This is a genomic window from Vibrio sp. SCSIO 43137, from assembly GCF_028201475.1.
GTDB lineage: Bacteria > Pseudomonadota > Gammaproteobacteria > Enterobacterales > Vibrionaceae > Vibrio.
The window spans coordinates 430703-448087 of the sequence record NZ_CP116383.1 but is presented as its reverse complement, the minus strand read 5'-3'; the positions used below and the strand labels follow the sequence as shown (position 1 = coordinate 448087).

Below are 17385 nucleotides of genomic sequence, written 5' to 3'. Positions count from 1 at the left end.
TTCCTCAAAAAAGTCGATTATGCATAGTATTCAACAAAATATTGAACAGGTCACCCGCCTTATCCGAAATGCGGAGCAAAAATGCGGCCGGACAACAAACTCAGTACAGCTTCTGGCTGTCAGTAAAACCAAACCTATTCAGGCAATTGAACAAGCCATTTCCGCTGGTCAGTTAGCTTTCGGTGAAAACTATGTGCAGGAAGGCGTTGATAAGGTTAGCTATTTTTCTCAGCAGCATGAATCTGAAAACATCGAGTGGCACTTTATCGGCCCGATACAGTCCAATAAAACACGTCCGGTAGCAGAGCACTTTAACTGGGTTCACACCGTTGACAGGGCTAAAATCGCACAGCGATTAAATGATCAGCGCCCGCAACACTTGCCACCGATTCAGGTACTGATACAAGTAAACACCAGTGGCGAAGCCTCTAAGTCCGGCATTAACGATGATGAGATTTTTCAGCTGGCTGAGTTGATTTCTTCCCTGCCAAACCTTACGTTAAGAGGGTTGATGTCAATTCCTGCTAATGTCAGCGATCATGAAAGTCAATTGGCCGCATTCAACCAGCTGGCACACCTTAAAAACAAATTAGCAGAGAAGCACCCGGGGCTGGATACCCTCTCAATGGGAATGAGCGGGGATATGGAAGCCGCTGTAGAAGCAGGCAGCACAATGGTTCGCATCGGAACGGCGATCTTTGGCGCCAGAGACTACTCTAAAAAAGCATAATAAACATAAGGAAAGGTCAGACAATGGAAAACAGAAAAATCACCTTTATCGGATCAGGAAATATGAGTCGCTCAATCATCTCAGGCCTGACTAAGAGCGGATACGACTCAAGAAGTATCACATCTACCGATCCAAACAGAGAGCAGCGGGAGCTACTGACTTCTCTGTACGATATCCATACAGAGAAAGATAACCATCTTGCCGCTGAAAACGCCGACGTTATTGTTCTGGCGGTAAAGCCACAGATTATGGAGCTGGTATGCGGCGCCCTGACTGACATTGATTTTTCTGACAAACTGGTTATTTCCATCGCAGCAGGCATCTCCTGTCAGCGTCTGAATGAACTACTGGATTGCCAGCTTAACCTTGTGCGGGTCATGCCTAACACGCCAGCCCTAATCAGCAAAGGTATGAGCGGTTTATTCGCTTCGGAATCAGTCAGTGAGGCAGATAAAGAGTTTGCCGGTCAACTGATGCAGGCCGTTGGAGAGACATGCTGGGTAGAGCAAGAGTCTGAAATCAACAATGTTATTGCCGCAGCCGGTAGCGCCCCTGCCTATTTCTTCCTGTTTATGGAGGCGATGCAGAAAGAGGCGGTTGCTCAGGGCTTTGATCCTGATACGGCACGTCTTCTGGTTCAGCAGTCTGCCCTTGGAGCAGCGGAAATGGTCGTGGCAAACCCGCAACTTGAACTGTCAACGCTGCGCGAACAGGTAACCTCAAAAGGCGGCACCACAGCCGAAGCATTAAGTACTTTTAATGAACACCAATTAACAGATATTGTCGCGAAAGCTATGCAGGCGGCAGTATCAAGAGCCGAAGAGATGGAAAAACTCTTCTAATCAAACTAATAAAAAATACAGAGCCTAAGGTCTAAAATGAACGCAATGAACTTTCTGATCTCCACCCTATTTGATCTCTATATTATGGTGGTGCTATTGAGAATCTGGTTACAGGCAGCAAGAGCCGATTTCTATAACCCTTTCTCGCAATTTATAGTGAAAGCAACCCAACCTGTAGTTGCTCCACTGCGCCGGGTTATCCCTTCGCTGGGCAGCATAGATCTGGCAACCCTGTTGTTCGCTTATGTACTCTGTGTGGTTAAGTTTGTTGCCATTATTATGATCGCATCAAGTGGCAATGCGGTTCTTGACCCGACCTTCCTGCTTCTTGGGCTGCTCTCACTGGTGAAAGCTGCCGGCGGCCTGCTGTTCTGGGTGCTGTTACTCAGAGCTATTCTTAGCTGGGTAAGTCAGGGCAGAAGCCCGATCGAATATGTGTTCGTACAGCTTACTGAACCTATGCTTGCACCAATCAGAAGACTACTTCCTCCTATGGGTGGTTTCGACCTTAGTGTGCTGGTGCTGTTTATCGTGCTTCAGTTTGCCAACTTCCTGATGGGTGACTTTGTCGGTCCTGTGTGGTTCCAGCTATAATGACAGCAGCCCGGCTGGAGAATGACGCACTGACTCTCAGGCTCTATATTCAGCCTAAAGCAAGCCGGGATAAAATTGTCGGCTTGCACGGCGAAGAGCTAAAGGTGGCGATAACTGCCCCTCCTGTTGACGGAAAAGCCAATGCTCACTTAATCAAGTTCCTTTCCAAACAGTTTAAGGTTGCAAAAGGAAATATTGAAATAGAGAAAGGTGAACTGGGCAGACATAAACAGGTAAAAGTGCATGCTCCGGTACAAATACCAGACACTATTCAAGCTCTCATCTGAGAGCTTTTTATTTAACTTAACAGAACAGATACTATGAAAAAGATCGTATTAGCCACAGGTAACCAAGGCAAAGTGAAAGAGATGGCCAGTCTGCTGTCAGACTTTGGCTTTGATGTCAGGGCGCAAAGTGAGTTCAATGTTTCCGATGTGGCAGAAACAGGAACTACTTTTATTGAAAATGCCATTATCAAAGCACGCCATGCCGCCAAAGCAACCGGCTTACCAGCTATTGCCGATGACTCTGGCTTGGAAGTCGATTATCTGAAAGGCGCTCCCGGCATCTATTCAGCACGTTTCTCCGGTGAAGGTGCAACGGATAAGAAAAACATTCAAAAGCTGCTGACAGAGCTTGAAGGCGTGCCTGAAGAGCAACGAACAGCACGCTTCCACTGCGTATTGGTTCTGATGAAACATGAAAACGATCCAACCCCTGTTGTTTGTCACGGAAAGTGGGAGGGACGTATTCTGACTGAGGAACATGGTGAAAATGGCTTCGGCTATGATCCTGTCTTCTGGGTTCCGGAAAAATCGTGTGCCAGTGCAGAGCTTGAACCGACAGAGAAAAAACAACTTTCTCACCGCGGCAAGGCCCTTAAACAGCTTTTCACCACCTTAGCTGAAGAGCAGTAAAGAATGATCACGCCTCCTCCCCTGAGTCTGTATGTGCATATCCCGTGGTGTGTGCAGAAGTGTCCATACTGCGACTTTAACTCTCACGCCCTGAAGGCAGAGATTCCGCAGCAGATCTATATTGATGCGCTGATTGAAGACTTAGATCAGGATCTTCAGCGCTATCAGCTAAAAAAAGACATGCGGCCGTTACACTCTATTTTTATCGGCGGAGGAACCCCCAGCCTGATATCACCTGAGCAGATTGGCCGCTTAATCAGAGAGATAAACAAGCGTCTGAACTTTCAGCATGATATTGAGATCACCATGGAAGCCAACCCGGGTACCATAGAGGCAGAACGTTTTGAGCACTACCGGCAGGAAGGCGTTACCCGTATTTCTGTCGGAGTACAAAGCTTTGAGCAGGAAAAACTTAGCCGGCTTGGCAGAATTCACGGAGAAACAGAGGCGGTTAACGCAGCAAAACTGGCCCACTCTATCGGCTTAAAAAGCTTTAATCTGGATCTTATGCACGGCTTGCCGGATCAGAGTGTAGAGCAGGCGTTGGCTGATCTGGACAAAGCCATTGAATTAGCACCGCCTCATTTGTCTTGGTATCAGCTCACTATTGAGCCAAATACCCTGTTCTACTCAAAGCCACCTCAGTTGCCTGATGATGATCAACTGTGGGATATTTTTGAGCTTGGCGGAAAGAAGCTGGCGGATGCAGGTTATGTTCAATATGAGATTTCCGGCTACAGCAAACCCGGTTTTCAGTGTCAGCATAACCTGAACTACTGGCGCTTTGGAGATTACCTCGGTATTGGTTGCGGAGCCCACGGAAAAGTCAGTTTTGCTGACGGCAGAATTATCCGTACCAGTAAAGTTAAACATCCGAGGGGATATTTGAATATCGCTAAACCCTATCTGGACAGTGAAGCAGAAGTTGCGCCGGAAGACAGGCCATTTGAGTTCTTTATGAACCGCTTCCGCTTAATTGAAGCCTGCCCGAAACAGGAGTTTAGTGAGCAGACAGGTCTGGATTTATCCGTTATCCAGCCAGTAATACAGGAAGCACTCGATCGGGGCTATATACAGCAAACAGCACAACATTGGCAGGTGACGGAAAAGGGTAAGCTGTTTCTGAATGATCTATTGGAGATGTTTGTTGCTGATTAAAACTAGAAAATTGAACGGCCAAGCTTGGTAGTCAGTTTTTCCAGAGCTGCGGTACCGGCAAGGGAGTTGCCGGACTTATCCAGCTCAGGAGACCAGACTGCAATCGTCATTTCACCCGGGATCACGGCTACAATACCGCCTCCGACACCAGATTTACCTGGCATTCCGACACGATAAGCAAAATCACCAGCACCGTCATACAAGCCACAAGTCGCCAGCATGGCATTAAGTTGCTTACTCTGTTGTGCTGAGATAACCGCTTTTCCTGTCTGACAGGAGACCCCGCCACAAGCGAGATAACTAAAGGTTTTAACCAGTTCAACACAACTCATTTTTAGTGCACAGGCGTGAAAATAGGTGTTAAGAACCGGAATAACATCGTTATCAAAGTTACCAAAGGAGCGCATCAGGTAGGCGATGGCCGCATTTCTGTCACTGTGCATCATCTCTGAAGCTGCGACTATCTTGTCATAGACAATATGGCTTTCACCGGATAACTGCCGCACAAATTCCAGTAAACGCTGCTTAGGTGCAGACAGACGGCTAAATAGCATATCCGAAACAACAATAGCACCGGCGTTAATAAAGGGATTACGGGGAATTCCTTGCTCCAGCTCCAGCTGGATCAGGGAGTTAAATGCTTGTCCGGAAGGCTCTTTTCCGACTCTGGCCCAAATCTCTTCTGGCTGATACAGAATCATAGCCAGTGTCAGGCTGAGGGCTTTTGAAATGGACTGGATAGAGAAAGCTTCGTCAGCGTCTCCCGCCTTTATAAGCTCGCCATTAGCAAGGCAAACCGCAATACCCAGTTTATCCGCCGGCACTTTAGCCAGCGCAGGAATATAATCCGCAACCTTACCCTGCCCGAGTAAAGGCCGGACTTCATTTAAAATATCTTCAAGCATCGACTGGGTTGGCATCATTGGCACCCACCCAACCGATACTCAGCAAAGTTTGCTTGTTTAAGAAACACGCTGGTACTTAATATCCCAGACACCGTGTCCCAGTCTGTGACCACGGGCTTCAAACTTTGTCAGCGGGCGCTCTTCAGGACGAGGGATATAGTGACCTTCTTCAGCAATGTTTTTATAGCCCGGAGCGGCTTCCATTACTTCGATCATATGCTCAGCATAGTTTTCCCAGTCTGTTGCCATATGGAAAATACCTGAGCCAACAATCAACTTCTGGCGAACCATCTCAGCAAATTCCAGTTGCACAATACGTCGTTTATGGTGACGTTTCTTATGCCACGGATCAGGGAAAAACAGTTGTAGGATTGCCAGACTGCCGTCGGGAATCATATTGGCAAACACTTCTACAGCGTCATGACACATTACTCTCAGGTTAGTGACACCCGCTTCCTGAGCGGCACTCAGACAGGCACCAACACCGGGACTGTGAACTTCAATACCAATAAAGTTCTTCTCAGGTGCATTCTTTGCCATCTCGACCAGAGAAGCCCCCATACCAAAACCGATTTCCAGAACAACCGGGTTATCATTACCAAAGACTTCCTGCCAGTTAAGCAACTCTTCCTTGTAATCTATCCCCATTGTCGGCCAACACTCTTTTAAAGCATTCTCCTGACCTTTTGTTAAACGTCCTTCACGACGCACAAAGCTGCGTACCTTACGTACCAGTTTGCCATCTTCAGTATATTCGTTTGTGGTCACTTCACTCATCGATTTTGCCTGTTCATTGTTCAATCAAAGCGGGGATTATCCAAAGAAATACGTCTGGTGCAAGTATTTCTATCGTTTCTGTAATATCCACACAATTTATCGGTTTTACACGCCCTGTAAATTGTGGTGCAATTCGCCTCCAAATTAAACAAATGAAGTGATATCCGTGACCCCTTTTGCACAGGCGATTTTAAGCTGGTACGACAATTTTGGACGCAAAGAGTTGCCCTGGCAGCAAGAGAAGACGCTATATAAAGTATGGCTTTCCGAGATTATGCTGCAGCAGACACAAGTTACTACGGTCATCCCTTACTTTGAACGTTTTTTGCAGCGTTTTCCTACCATTAGCCACCTTGCTCAGGCACAGCAGGATGAAGTTTTACACCTCTGGACAGGGCTTGGTTACTATGCAAGGGCGAGAAACCTGCATAAAGCGGCTCAGATTGTCCACCAGCAATATCAAGGCGAGTTCCCTCAGAATATAGAAGAGGTAAACGCCCTTCCGGGAGTCGGGCGCTCTACGGCCGCAGCAGTGCTCTCTTCAGTATTAAAACAGCCTCATGCCATACTGGACGGAAATGTTAAGCGAACCCTTTCCCGTAGCTTTGCTGTTGAAGGTTGGCCCGGAAAGAAAGAGGTTGAAAATCGTCTGTGGCAAATAGCGGAACAACATACGCCTGATACCGATGTCGATAAATATAATCAGGCTATGATGGATATGGGCGCTCTGGTTTGCACCCGTAGTAAGCCCAAATGTACTCTTTGTCCGGTAGAGTCACTGTGTGAAGCAAAAAAACAGGATAAACAGCTCGACTACCCGGGAAAGAAGCCAAAGAAAGAAAAGCCAGTAAAACAGAGCTGGTTTATTATCCTCTATCACGACAATCAGGTCTGGCTGGAGCAGCGTCCGCAAGTCGGTATCTGGGGCGGCTTATACTGCTTCCCGCAAAATGAAAACTCTGCCATACAGCGACAGTTAGATAGTCGTTCTATTCGTAATAAGGATATTGAACAGCAGAGAACGTTAATCACCTTCCGGCACACATTCAGTCACTATCATCTGGATATTACCCCTGTGCTCATAAAACTGAACAAGCAACCAACTCTGGTTATGGAAGGTTCTCAAGGTCTCTGGTATAACATATCTCAACCAGAAGAGGTGGGTCTTGCAGCTCCGGTTAAACAGCTGATTGAGAGCCTACCCTCTGAAATTAATTAAGGAGAACATATGAGCCGTACTGTTTTTTGTGCTCGTCTGGAAAAAGAAGCTGAAGGGCTTGATTTTCAGCTGTATCCCGGTGAACTGGGCAAACGCATTTTTGATAATATTTCAAAGGAAGCCTGGGCTCAGTGGCAAAGTAAGCAAACTATGCTTATCAATGAGAAGAAACTAAACATGATGGATCCTGAGCATCGTAAACTTCTTGAAGGCGAAATGGTCAGGTTCCTGTTTGAAGGTGAAGATATCGTTATTGACGGTTATACCCCTCCAAGTGAGTAGTAGTAAATATTATAAGGATGGCTCAAGGCCATCCTTTATTATTCTGAATATGAAAAAAATCATCTTACTCCTTTTAGCCCTTAACCTTACAGGCTGTAGCCGGGAGTTTATCGAAGAGTACGTCTATGAAATAGACTATGAGCCGACTAACCGCTACGCCAAAAATCTGGCCCGCCTGCCGGGCCAGTTCCAGAAAGATACAGCTGCACTAGATGCTCTAATCAACAGCTTCTCCGGCAATATTCAAAAGCGCTGGGGTCAGGGTGAAGTTCGTATGGCCGGTAAGGTTAATTACGTAAAATATATCGATAATTACCTGAGCCGCACGGAAGTTAACTTTTCTAAAGGTGTCATACTAGTGGAAACCGTCTCTTCCACGGAACCTAAAAAACACCTGAAAAACGCCATTATTACCACCCTGCTGACACCTGACGATCCTGCTCATGTTGACCTGTTTTCCTCTTCGGATATCACTCTGGAAGGGCAGCCTTTTCTCTACCGGCAGGTGGTTGATCAGGATAAGCAACCCATTCAGTGGTCATGGCGGGCAAACCGTTTTGCCGACTACCTGATTGCTCATCAGTTAAAAACCAAAACGGTCGATTTTAAGAAATCTTACTACGTCGAAATCCCTATGGTGCAGGATCACTACGAGCTGCGCAGCTACAAGTATGCCGATATTGTTCAGCGTGCTTCCCGTCGTTATGGCATTCCGGAAGATCTGATCTACGCCATCATCAAGACAGAAAGTAGCTTTAATCCATACGCCGTAAGCTGGGCTAATGCCTATGGCCTTATGCAGGTAGTTCCTAAAACAGCTGGTGCCGACGTGTTTAAGCTGGTTAAAAAGCGCTCCGGACAACCGACTCCGGAATACTTGTTTGACCCTGAAAAAAATATTGATACCGGAACTGCTTACTTCTATATCCTGAAGAATCGTTATCTTAAGGATGTCAGAAACACTCTGTCTCTGGAATACAGCATGATTTCGGCTTATAACGGAGGTACTGGTGGTGTGCTAAATACCTTTGACCGAGGCAGCCGTTCAAGAGCAATGAGAAAGCTAAATTCTCTACAACCAAATCAGGTTTATTGGGCGTTAACTAAAAAACACGCCAGCAGTGAATCAAGAAAGTATCTGCAAAAAGTGACTAAATTTAAAAAAGATTTTAACTCGGGAAAAAGCTGATTTTTGGCTAAGCAAAAGCCAAATTGATGAAAATCACCGCAACCAATCACTTTTTTACTATTTTTTGCAAAAACAAGTTGACGTTAGGCCTGAAAATCCGTTTAATAGCGCTCCGTCGCCCGGATAGCTCAGTCGGTAGAGCAGAGGATTGAAAATCCTCGTGTCGGTGGTTCGATTCCGCCTCCGGGCACCACAATTTGATTGTTGGTGTCTAAGACATCAATAAGTTAGCAAAGAATAAAGTGTGCCGACTTAGCTCAGTAGGTAGAGCAACTGACTTGTAATCAGTAGGTCACCAGTTCGATTCCGGTAGTCGGCACCATTCTTTTGCCTCGATAGCTCAGTCGGTAGAGCAGAGGATTGAAAATCCTCGTGTCGGTGGTTCGATTCCGCCTCGAGGCACCATATTATGGTGTTTAGCTTGCTAAGCACGATAATTCCCCCTTAGTTCAGTTGGTAGAACGGCGGACTGTTAATCCGTATGTCGCAGGTTCGAGTCCCGCAGGGGGAGCCATTTTTCAAGAGGCCACATCGCAAGGTGTGGCCTTTTTCGTATCTGCTGTTCTGACAGAGAGAATGTCGCAGCAAATTCCTTTATGCTTTTAAGCTCAATGTTTGCGCTACAGTTACAACTCAATCCAAGTAAATCCATATTTGGCCGCTAGCACCTCTGTTTCTTATAGCTAACTCTGGCTCAATAACGGGAATATTCTGCTGATAACCGGATAATCCAGACTCAAGGATTGGCTATTTTTAGTGCGTTATTTGTAATGAAAAGGTAAAAACAACCCATTAAGTATAGAAAAGCAACAAACGCACGTTTTTTTGCATTTTTCTATTGACGTTAAAGCGTAAAAACCGTTTAATACAGCCCACGCCCGGATAGCTCAGTCGGTAGAGCAGAGGATTGAAAATCCTCGTGTCGGTGGTTCGATTCCGCCTCCGGGCACCACAATTTGATTGTTGGTGTCTTAGACATCAATAAATTAAGAATATAGTGTGCCGACTTAGCTCAGTAGGTAGAGCAACTGACTTGTAATCAGTAGGTCACCAGTTCGATTCCGGTAGTCGGCACCATTTATTCTTTTGAAAATAGATAATTCCCCCTTAGTTCAGTTGGTAGAACGGCGGACTGTTAATCCGTATGTCGCAGGTTCGAGTCCCGCAGGGGGAGCCATTTTTCAACATCAGAGTGAACACTGATGTTTCGGAGCCGACTTAGCTCAGTAGGTAGAGCAACTGACTTGTAATCAGTAGGTCACCAGTTCGATTCCGGTAGTCGGCACCATTTATTTTCTGAAAAGATAATTCCCCCTTAGTTCAGTTGGTAGAACGGCGGACTGTTAATCCGTATGTCGCAGGTTCGAGTCCCGCAGGGGGAGCCATATAAAAGAGAAAGCCGCAGCATTTGTTGCGGCTTTTTCGTATCTGACTGCGACCTTGCTTGTTCCAAGCAAATGTCTCCGGACTAGGCGTCCCCGTCCGAGTCCCGCAGGGGGAGCCATTTTCAAGAGGCCACATCGCAAGGTGTGGCCTTTTTCGTATCTGCTGTTCTGACAAACAGAATGTCGCAGCCGGAAGGCCGGCCCGTTCTAGTCCCGCAGGGGGAGCCATTTTAAGAAACAAGCCATCAGGCGAGAGATGGCTTTCAGAATCTTAGTTATACTCCTTTAGGCACTCGACTATCAGCTCAACAAAACCCTCGCGGTCTAAGTCAAACAGCACCTTGGCATTGGGCTTATTGTCCGTCAGATTATAGCGGTCAACGACCGTCATTCCCTGTGTATGCTCTCCTTTTGTCTCAATACCAACCCAGCACTCTTGCGTAATAAACAACTCAGGTTTAAGCAACCAGGCAATGGTACAAGGATCATGCAACGGAGCTCCTTTCAGCCCCCATTTAGGATCTCTGTGATAAATCATAAAAAAGTCCAGCAACTCGGCTACACATTGAGCGACCGGGTTATCAATCGCCCTGACCCGCTCAATATCTTGTTCCAGAATATAGGCTTCATGAGTGACATCCAGACCGCACATAACAATAGGAATACCTGATTTAAATACGATATCTGCGGCTTCAGGATCAACATAGATATTAAACTCAGCCGCGGGAGTCCAGTTTCCGGCAGCGGCAGCACCGCCCATCAATACAATACTGTCTATTTTGCTATGCAAATGAGGATAGTTAGCCAGCAGTAAAGCGATATTGGTTAACGGTCCGGTAGGATTCAGTATCACAGGCTGTTCGCTCTGTTCAAGCTTCTGAGCCATTAACTCAATAGCATTCATCTCTACAGGAGCAAAACCGGGATCAGGCAGCTCAGGGCCATCAAGACCTGATTCACCGTGTACGTTATCGGCAATAATCAGATCTCTTGCCAGAGGCTTTACTGCTCCACCACATACGGGAATATCTTTCCGTCCCAGCAGGGTAAGAATGCGCAGTGCATTGTTCAGGGTTTTATCTGGTGTCTGGTTACCGGCACTTGTCGTTACAGCTTGTACAGATAATGCTTTGCTGCTCAGAGCAAGAATAAGGGAAATGGCATCATCATGGCCGGGATCGCAATCGCATATAATTGGGCGGGTATTCATCTGGTACTCTCCTACTTATCAGTAGGGTTAACTTAACATGTCGACAGGGGTTTAATGTGAGTAAAGTAACAGTTCAATAAACTTATAACTCTTTGTTATTTATAGTTAATGGCTATTTAACAAACCTATGAAAAACCATATAACCTCAGTTCCCTAAGCGCTGTAACACAAAAACTCTAAACGAAACCAACTAACAAGTGACAATCTGGTTTTAGTTAATGTATGTTGCTATTCATGTACACCAATTAAATATTAGTCAGAAAGCACAATCCGATGAAAAAAATAATGCTGGTCAAAGCGACACTCTTCTTAATGCTTACTCTGCTTTTTGGCTGTAGCTCTGCACCTGACAGCGTTCCGCTCTCAAGTAAAAATCACTGTGAAGCACTTCAGTCTCAGCAGGTGAGCAAGTTATCTGACTACATTGCACCATTCCGGCATCAGCTGGCAAATAAGTCCGGAGTCTATGTATTAGAGCAAGGTGCAGAAGCTATGATGTCCAGAGCCTGGCTCTCTGAGCGGGCAGAGGAAAGCATCGATGTTCAATACTTTATCTTCTCCGTCGATAATATCGGACTTATTGCCACAGACTATTTAGTTCGCGCTGCTGAGCGGGGAGTAAAAGTGCGCGTTCTGGTAGACGATATTATGCTGGAAGCAAAGGGAGATGAACTGCTGATGTTGGCAGCTCATGAAAACATTCAGATAAAAATCTATAACCCCAATGCGAATATAGGCAAAAACATCGTTCAGAAACTGACTACATTAGTCACGGATTTCGATGGTTTGAATCAGCGCATGCATAACAAGGTCTTTATGGTGGACAACCAGTTAGCCATTACCGGAGGACGAAACATCGCTGACGAGTACTTTGGCTTTGACCACGACTATAACTTCAGAGATCGTGATGTGTTTCTTGCCGGAGAGGTGGTGAATAGCGTTTCGGCTTCGTTTGAAGAGTATTGGCAATATAGCCTCAGTATTCCGGTAGAAAAGCTGATTAAGGATAATCCATATTCAAAGAACCCTGACTTCTCCAGACTTCATTCCTATGCCTGTAACCCGGAAAACTTCCACCCTGACATAAGGGCTGAAATAGCAAAGGTTCCTGAAACATTTGAAACACTCCGGGAGCAAGGCAAGTTTTTGTTTGTTGATAAGGTTGAATACATAGCCGACAAACCGGGCAAGAACAGTCAGGATAGTTTTCTCGGAGGCGGCAGTATCACCCGAAGTAAGCTGATCGAACTGGCAGAGATGGCTTCGGAAAATATACTGATTCAGACGCCTTATCTTGTCACCACAAGGAGCGATCGTAAGTTTCTGAAACAACTGGTCGATAAAGGCATTGATATCAAGATTCTGACTAATAGCCTGGCTTCAAACGACAATCTTGAAGCTTTCAGCGGTTACCAGAGAAACAGAAAGGCACTATTAAAAACAGGTGTTGAGGTGTTTGAGTTCAGGCCTGATGCAAAAGTAAGGCAGAGGGTTATGACGGAGCATATGCACAAACGGCTACCGACAACGCCAATCTTCGGTTTGCACGCAAAGACAATGACCATAGATGATAAAATCACGCTAATAGGGACTTATAACTTTGACCCCCGCAGCGCCAACCTGAATACTGAAAGTTTCACCATCATACACTCTGCCGACATTACAAAAGAGGTTAACTCTTCTATGCACATAGAGATGGAACCCGAAAATGCCTGGAGAATATCGGAAGATTTCAACCCAGACCATCAGGTCAGCCTGTTTAAGCGCCTAGGTGTCAAAATAAGGCGGATTGTGCCTAAAAACATACTCTAAACGACAAATACAGAAAACCCGCTTAATAGCGGGTTATTTCTGCTAATAGATTAGTTCATTGTCATTAGCCATGAAGTGAATAATAGAAACTCATACCTAAGGCTGTTACTCCTAAAACAAGGCTAAATGACACCATTATAAGAGCAAGCCAGATCCAGATTCTCCAGCCTGTATATGACTTTCTCAGGCTCCATATACCCTTGAGCACCAATACTTCTAATATCACCTCTAATGCAAGCAGAGTGACGCTTAGGGGCATGCTCTCACTGTATTCCAGTACAGCATTAATAGGAATTACTGCAAAAAAGTAGAAACACCAGAACGTCACAGGCAGCCCAAACCCACCGTTAGCCAATTTTTTAAACATCAATTACCTCAATATCAATAAATAATAGAATTCCAGAGCAATGTGCTGCAAAACACAATCCGGAATTAAACATGTAATAGTCTCTATCGACGCGGGTTTCTGCCTCTTGCTTTTCTGGCTTTATATGTAGAAGCCGCTTTTGCCTGAGAATCCAGAATAGATTCTACGGTTAACTTCATCGGTTCACGGGGCTCGATGCCGTTAGCAAATGTACGCTGGCGTGGAGGTATGCCTCTCTCGGCTTCTGTCGGCCTTGGCATTCTCTTATAGCGGGACAGATAGAAAGCCTCAAGTTTTTCTCTTGCCCACTCGGTTTTACGTAGATATTTAAGGCTGCTGGCAATGGAGGGTTTGGTATGAAAGCAATTAAAGCGCATTGCTGTATCCAGGATATCCCAGCCATAATGGTCAACGAGCTCAGTTAGCAGCTCCTCTAGTTTAAGACCATGTAGCGGGTTGTTTTGCTGCTCTTGTGACATTAAATTCATTCCGGAAAGTTCTATACGACTATGCTCTATAGTCTGAATAGCTTTCTACAGATCTACAACCTTAATCTGGTTATATTTTACTGAGCAATGAAAATGAAAAAGGCCTCCGTCTTTCGACCGGGGCGCGCAGCCTAGAGCCATTAAATAATAGTAAGGGTGGAGAGATTCGAACTCCCAACACGCGCTGTTTTTGGTAAGTCGGGGAATCCGCTGCTCTGCTAATTGAAGACTTCAACATCAAAAAGCAAAAAGGCTCTAGTCTTTTGACTAGAGCCTTAAATAATGGCAGGGGTGGAGAGATTCGAACTCCCAACACGCGGATTTGGAAAACCTATCAACCACCTATAAAAACAATAAGTTAAAAAAAGGGGAAATTTCATATCTGATGTATGTGGGCGCATTGGGGCGTAAGCATTGTGTTTCGAGTAAAAAGTTCATACATCTGCTTCAAGAATAGGTCTGAATAAAAAGTCACTCTTAACTCAAAAAAGACCAAAAGACACCTCTAGAGCCCGACACACACTTAACATGTCCATTAAAAGCAAAAATAACACTAAAAATAAAAATTTATTGGACACAAGAAAATGGTCTGATATGATCATTTCAACTCATGATAGCTAGGAAGAGAAAGAGAATGACAACTGACACTCAAGAAAAAAAAGCGAATTATAAAGGCAGCTTAGACATAGGACCTATTAGTCTGAAATGTTTCGTCACTGAAGATGGCGAGAGATACATATCGGGTAGAAGCATGACAAGTGCTATTGGAATGAAAGGCCGTGGTACTGGTGTAAGCCGCTTGGTTAGCAACGTTAAACTGAGTCGATATATGAATAACTCTCTCATAATGGCTTTAGAGAATCCGGTGGTAATAACTGGAAAAACACCAAGGCCAGTACATGGTTTTCGTGGAGAGATATTAGCTGATTTGTGCGATGTAATACTTGAGGCCAGAAGAGACGGCGTATTAAGCACCGAGCAGGATATTAGGTATGCTGAATATGCGGAAAACCTAATCCGAGCTTTCGCGCGCGTAGGTATAGTTGCGCTGATAGATGAAGCAACTGGTTATCAAGAAGTTAGAGAAAAGAAAGCTCTTAGTGCGATTCTCGAAAAATACATTAAAGATGAACCTAGCAGGAAGTGGACTAAGACATTCCCAGATGAGTTTTGGTACAAGTTGGTAAAAGTTAAGGGCTATGACAGTTATATGGCATTGAAACGGCCTGCTTTTGTTGGCCATTGGGTAAATGATATCGTTTATGCTCGATTAGCTCCGGGAATCAAGAAAGCGCTTAGAGATAAAACCCCAAAAACTAATGCCGGTAATAATAAGAATAAATACCACCAACTATTAACGGAAGATTATGGCCTTCCCGAACTAAAAGAGCACCTTAACAAAGTCATGTTACTGATGGATGCTTCAAGTAATTCGAAAGAATTTGATAAGCTCTTGAACCGCGTACTACCCAAATATGGTGATACTTTAGAGCTACCACTTGAAGAACATTAATCCTTCTGTTGGTGTTGGTTTAAGGGGTTCAATTTAATAGCGTCCGTCAAATGACTGGGCGCTAAGTGAGAATAACGCATTGTCGTCGTTATTTCGCTATGCCCTAAAATATCTTTCAATACAACGATATTCCCACCCTGCATTACAAAATGACTGGCAAAGGTATGTCGAAGGACATGAGACATTTGCCCTCTTGGCAAGCTGATCTGTGCTTTTGCTACCGCTTTTCGAAATGCACTAAGGCTGGATAAAAACAACCTTTCATCACCCGATTTATCCAGCTCTTTTAATTCTTGATAAAGCTGTTCATTAACAGGAATGGAACGGTTTTTACCTGACTTGGTATTTAGGTAAGTGATTTTTCCGTTTGCTACTTGAGACATTTTCAGCGACTCTGCTTCACTCCACCGTGCACCGGTAGCCAGACATACTTTCACCACATAACTAAGGCTTTTATTACTGGATTGAGAGCACGATTCCAATAGCTTTCCTATTTCATCATGGGAAAGAAAACGCAGCTCCCCTTCCCTTTCTTTAAACTGACGTATCTTCGAAACAGGGTTTTCGTAATTGATAACACCGAGCCTCTGCAGTTCGTTAAACATAGCCCTTAGGTAAGCGTGCTCACGATTAGCCGTAGTAGTGCTAACCTCCTGCGTCCTTTTCTCCCTATATCGAGCAAAATGTTCATTAGTCAGTTCACTGGCTATCGGATTACCCAACTTTTCAGACATCCGGTAAAGCAACTTTCTCAACCGGATGTGATCGCGGAGTGTTTTACCATGCAGTCGATACCACACTGTTATCACTTCATCTAACTTGCGAAAATCCTTGTTTGGATTAAGTTCATCAGTACGCAGAGATATAGTGACTTCGTGATTCTTCGCATCCCGTTTTAGACTAAAAAAACGGTTTGGATCATGGGTGGTATAGAACCCCTGCTCATTAGACTGTATCATGCTGCTTAACCCGCTGTAGAACTCTTACTACCTGACCTATTACTCTGAAATCACCATCAAAATCTTTGCTCAGCTCAAAGCTCTTATACCTTGGGTTATCACTGGATATCTGAAAACTTTTATCTGAATAATCATACTGCACTCGCTTAACAAGAACATCACTATCAATACGAATAACACAAATACCATCCCGAGCTTCATCATGCCGAACCAGTATCAAGTCACCGTCATATAAGGTCGCTTCCATGCTATCGCCCATAACCTGAACAATAGATAGCTTTTTTCCTAACAACCCTTGTTGACGCAACCAGTCTTTACTGAACTTGAACTCCGCTATAGGGTTTTCAGATTCAATATAAGATCCATTACCAGCACTCACATGCAAATCATATTGGAACACAGATACCATATTATCGTCTGGTAATTCCCCTGTAGCCAACCACTCTAATGATTTTCCAGACGCTTCTGATATTGCTGCTAAACGGTCTAACGTTGGATAACTCTTTTCGTTTACATAATCGCGCAGAGTGGTAGCAGAAACTCCGCTAAGTTCAGAAAACGCTCTATAAGAATGCTCTCCCAAAGCTTCTTTCAGTCTTAAGTGAAAATTTTTTAATGTTTTTTTATTCTTATCTATCAGTGACATAAGCCAACCCCCTGAAGTATAACGCACGGATTTACGCGCAAAATATTGACTACAGCGAATATCCGATCTAAATTACCAACTGCGCGATTATCCGCTCAAAACCAAATGCGACCACATACGACTGATATTAAGGGGTTATATCTATGTCCGCAACCGTTCAAACAATTAACAAGTTTTGCGAAGAGACGGGAATTAGCCGAACCAAGGTTAAAGAACTAATTGCAGAGTCTGTCATTCCTACCGTTCCACAAGAGGAATCTGGTGGTTTGGTGCTTATCAATAAACTTGAATTCGACCGCAGAGTTGCTGCTAATCAAGTAACTCTGCCGATTCCTCCGCGTAGTCGCAAACGTATGGAAGAAATTAAGAACATAGAGACGGATAAAGAGTAA

The 17385-nt window shown here is 44.7% G+C and carries 18 protein-coding genes and 9 tRNA genes; 21 read left to right on the top strand and 6 right to left on the bottom strand.

Annotated elements, in window-relative coordinates:
• Positions 1–19: 19 nt before the first annotated feature.
• From PK654_RS02250 to hemW, 6 genes are read left to right on the top strand one after another with little or no spacing between them, the layout of a single operon-like run.
• On the top strand, positions 20–730 hold the full coding sequence (locus PK654_RS02250; RefSeq protein ID WP_271697450.1) for a YggS family pyridoxal phosphate-dependent enzyme: 711 nt from the start codon (positions 20–22) through the stop codon (positions 728–730).
• Between the two features lie 23 nt (positions 731–753).
• Positions 754–1572 (top strand): pyrroline-5-carboxylate reductase, encoded by an 819-nt coding sequence (gene proC / locus PK654_RS02245; protein WP_271697449.1) that lies wholly within the window; start codon positions 754–756, stop codon positions 1570–1572.
• A gap of 36 nt (positions 1573–1608) precedes the next feature.
• Entirely contained in the window at positions 1609–2166 is a 558-nt protein-coding gene (locus PK654_RS02240) for a YggT family protein (RefSeq protein ID WP_271697448.1), read from the top strand.
• Positions 2166–2453, top strand: coding sequence for a DUF167 family protein YggU (yggU, locus tag PK654_RS02235; protein ID WP_271697447.1), 288 nt, complete (start codon positions 2166–2168; stop codon positions 2451–2453). Before PK654_RS02240 ends, yggU begins: the two co-directional genes overlap by 1 nt.
• A gap of 33 nt (positions 2454–2486) precedes the next feature.
• On the top strand, positions 2487–3083 hold the full coding sequence (locus PK654_RS02230) for an XTP/dITP diphosphatase (RefSeq protein WP_271697446.1): 597 nt from the start codon (positions 2487–2489) through the stop codon (positions 3081–3083).
• A 3-nt stretch (positions 3084–3086) separates the two neighbouring features.
• Complete coding sequence (gene hemW, locus PK654_RS02225) at positions 3087–4241, top strand: radical SAM family heme chaperone HemW (protein WP_271697445.1); 1155 nt, start codon at positions 3087–3089, stop codon at positions 4239–4241.
• 2 nt (positions 4242–4243) lie between these two features.
• Here the strand turns inward: hemW and glsB are convergent, their stop codons facing one another.
• Entirely contained in the window at positions 4244–5164 is a 921-nt protein-coding gene (glsB, locus tag PK654_RS02220) for a glutaminase B (protein WP_271697444.1), read from the bottom strand.
• A 39-nt stretch (positions 5165–5203) separates the two neighbouring features.
• Positions 5204–5923, bottom strand: coding sequence for a tRNA (guanosine(46)-N7)-methyltransferase TrmB (gene trmB, locus PK654_RS02215; RefSeq protein ID WP_271697443.1), 720 nt, complete (start codon positions 5921–5923; stop codon positions 5204–5206).
• Positions 5924–6089: 166 nt separating this feature from the next.
• On the opposite strand from trmB, the gene mutY reads away from it, so the two are divergent.
• The 12 genes from mutY (at position 6090) to PK654_RS02155 (ending at position 9998) form a co-directional block, all read left to right on the top strand.
• Positions 6090–7142 carry an A/G-specific adenine glycosylase gene (gene mutY, locus PK654_RS02210; protein WP_271697442.1) on the top strand — a complete coding sequence of 351 codons (1053 nt, stop codon included), beginning with the start codon at positions 6090–6092 and terminating at the stop codon, positions 7140–7142.
• A gap of 9 nt (positions 7143–7151) precedes the next feature.
• Entirely contained in the window at positions 7152–7424 is a 273-nt protein-coding gene (locus PK654_RS02205) for an oxidative damage protection protein (protein ID WP_271697441.1), read from the top strand.
• A 49-nt stretch (positions 7425–7473) separates the two neighbouring features.
• A complete protein-coding gene (gene mltC / locus PK654_RS02200) occupies positions 7474–8613 on the top strand; it encodes a membrane-bound lytic murein transglycosylase MltC (protein WP_271697440.1) in 1140 nt (379 codons plus the stop codon).
• A gap of 117 nt (positions 8614–8730) precedes the next feature.
• Positions 8731–8806: transfer RNA gene (locus tag PK654_RS02195), tRNA-Phe, on the top strand.
• Between the two features lie 53 nt (positions 8807–8859).
• Positions 8860–8935: transfer RNA gene (locus tag PK654_RS02190), tRNA-Thr, on the top strand.
• Between the two features lie 7 nt (positions 8936–8942).
• A tRNA-Phe gene (locus PK654_RS02185) sits at positions 8943–9018 on the top strand.
• A gap of 33 nt (positions 9019–9051) precedes the next feature.
• Positions 9052–9127 (top strand) — tRNA-Asn (locus tag PK654_RS02180).
• 362 nt (positions 9128–9489) lie between these two features.
• Positions 9490–9565 (top strand) — tRNA-Phe (locus PK654_RS02175).
• Between the two features lie 49 nt (positions 9566–9614).
• Positions 9615–9690: transfer RNA gene (locus tag PK654_RS02170), tRNA-Thr, on the top strand.
• Positions 9691–9714: 24 nt separating this feature from the next.
• Positions 9715–9790 (top strand) — tRNA-Asn (locus PK654_RS02165).
• 35 nt (positions 9791–9825) lie between these two features.
• Positions 9826–9901: transfer RNA gene (locus PK654_RS02160), tRNA-Thr, on the top strand.
• A gap of 21 nt (positions 9902–9922) precedes the next feature.
• Positions 9923–9998, top strand: a tRNA-Asn gene (locus tag PK654_RS02155).
• 271 nt (positions 9999–10269) lie between these two features.
• Here PK654_RS02155 and rihA read toward each other — a convergent pair.
• Positions 10270–11208 carry a pyrimidine-specific ribonucleoside hydrolase RihA gene (gene rihA / locus PK654_RS02150; protein ID WP_271697439.1) on the bottom strand — a complete coding sequence of 313 codons (939 nt, stop codon included), beginning with the start codon at positions 11206–11208 and terminating at the stop codon, positions 10270–10272.
• Between the two features lie 273 nt (positions 11209–11481).
• Between rihA and PK654_RS02145 the strand changes: the two genes are divergently transcribed.
• Positions 11482–13020, top strand: coding sequence for a phospholipase D family protein (locus tag PK654_RS02145; protein ID WP_271697438.1), 1539 nt, complete (start codon positions 11482–11484; stop codon positions 13018–13020).
• A 450-nt stretch (positions 13021–13470) separates the two neighbouring features.
• Here PK654_RS02145 and PK654_RS02140 read toward each other — a convergent pair whose 3' ends face one another.
• Positions 13471–13866, bottom strand: a complete 396-nt coding sequence (locus tag PK654_RS02140; protein WP_443088720.1) for a VF530 family DNA-binding protein — start codon at positions 13864–13866, stop codon at positions 13471–13473.
• Positions 13867–14509: 643 nt separating this feature from the next.
• On the opposite strand from PK654_RS02140, the gene PK654_RS02135 reads away from it, so the two are divergent.
• Positions 14510–15388, top strand: coding sequence for a P63C domain-containing protein (locus PK654_RS02135; RefSeq protein ID WP_271697436.1), 879 nt, complete (start codon positions 14510–14512; stop codon positions 15386–15388).
• On the opposite strand, the gene PK654_RS02130 is transcribed toward PK654_RS02135, so the two are convergent.
• The gene (locus PK654_RS02130) at positions 15385–16347 is read right to left on the bottom strand and encodes a phage integrase (RefSeq protein WP_271697435.1); all 963 of its coding nucleotides are present in this window, start codon (positions 16345–16347) and stop codon (positions 15385–15387) included. The genes PK654_RS02135 and PK654_RS02130 overlap by 4 nt on opposite strands.
• Positions 16334–16993, bottom strand: a complete 660-nt coding sequence (locus PK654_RS02125; protein ID WP_271697434.1) for a LexA family transcriptional regulator — start codon at positions 16991–16993, stop codon at positions 16334–16336. The genes PK654_RS02130 and PK654_RS02125 overlap by 14 nt, the downstream gene beginning before the upstream one ends.
• 143 nt (positions 16994–17136) lie before the next feature.
• On the opposite strand from PK654_RS02125, the gene PK654_RS02120 reads away from it, so the two are divergent.
• Positions 17137–17385 carry a hypothetical protein gene (locus PK654_RS02120; RefSeq protein WP_271697433.1) on the top strand — a complete coding sequence of 83 codons (249 nt, stop codon included), beginning with the start codon at positions 17137–17139 and terminating at the stop codon, positions 17383–17385.